The sequence below is a fragment of the Streptomyces sp. OfavH-34-F genome (assembly GCF_022347745.1).
Classification (GTDB): domain Bacteria; phylum Actinomycetota; class Actinomycetes; order Streptomycetales; family Streptomycetaceae; genus Streptomyces.
The window spans coordinates 1-1,242 of sequence record NZ_JAKRGC010000626.1 but is presented as its reverse complement, the minus strand read 5'-3'; the positions used below and the strand labels follow the sequence as shown (position 1 = coordinate 1,242).

General features: G+C 76.5%; 1 protein-coding gene. It reads right to left on the bottom strand.

Features of this window, described 5'->3' with window-relative positions:
* Window positions 1-30 precede the first annotated feature (30 nt).
* On the bottom strand, window positions 31-1,089 hold the full coding sequence (locus MHW47_RS35535) for an aminotransferase class V-fold PLP-dependent enzyme (protein ID WP_239227918.1): 1,059 nt from the start codon (window positions 1,087-1,089) through the stop codon (window positions 31-33).
* Between the last annotated feature and the right edge of the window lie 153 nt (window positions 1,090-1,242).

Genomic DNA, 1,242 nt, shown 5'->3' with positions numbered 1-1,242 from the left:
CACGCGGCGGGCCCCCGGCCCCGCGCGGGGTCAGCCGGCGAGCACGTCCAGGGCGCGGTCCACGTCGGCGTCGGTGTTGTAGAGGTGGAAGGACACGCGCAGGTTGCCGGCCCGCCCGGCGACCATCACCCCGGCCCGCTGGAGCGCCGGCGCCCGGTCGCCGAGGCCGGGCACCGCGACGACGACGGTGTCGGCCGGGACGGCGGGGTGGCCGAGGTCCGCGACGCCGGTGCGGAAGCGGTCGGCGAGCTTGACCGCGTGGTCGTGCAGCGCGGCGACGCCGATCTCGGAGAGCAGGGCGAGGGACTCGGCGGCGCCGTGGTACGAGAGGTAGGCGGGCGACTCGTCGAAGCGGCGGGCGTCGTCGGCGAGCCGGTCGACCGGTCCGTAGGTGCTGCCCGGCCGCGCGGCGGCGGCCCAGCTCGCGTGCACCGGGGTCAGGTCGTCCTGGGCCTGCGGGGCGACGGTGAGGAAGGAGGCGCCGCGCGGGCACAGCAGGTACTTGAAGCCGGCGGTGACCGTGTAGTCCCAGGCCCCGTTGTCCAGCGGCAGCCAGCCGGTGGACTGGGTGGTGTCCAGCAGGGTCCGGGCGCCGTGGGCGCGGGCGGCGGCGCGGACCGCGTCCAGGTCGGCGCGCCGGCCGTCCGCCGACTGCACGGACGAGAGGGCGACGAGCGCGGTGGCGGGGCGTACGGCACCGGCCAGCCCTTCCAGCGGCACGTACCGCACGGTGAGGTCGCCCCGGGCCGCGAACGGGGTGACGACCGAGGTGAACTCGCCCTCGGGCGCGAGCACTTCGGCGCCGGGCGGCAGTGAGGCCGCGATCAGGCCGACGTGGGCGGAGACCGAGCTGCCCACGGCGACCCGGTCGGCCGGGACGCCCGCGATCCGGGCGAATCCCTCCCGCGCCCGCTCCACCGCTTCGGCGTCCCCGGAGCCGTCCCGGGTGCCGTCGGCGTTCTCGTCGACGAGGGCCTTCACAGCGGCGACGGCGCGGCGGGGCAGCAGCCCGCAGGTGGAGGTGTTGAGGTAGGTGGTCTCGGGGGCGAACTCGGCGGCCACGGCACGGCTGAGCGTAGAGGTCGTCATACGCTCAGCCTGCGCCCTCCCCGACTTGGGGTCAATTGACAAGAATTCACGGAAAAACCCAAGCAACGCTTATGTGTGGACGTTCGGGCGCGCCCCGGGCCGCTCCGGTGCCGCGCCGCCCCCGGGCCGGTGCCGCGCCGCCCCCGGGCCGGT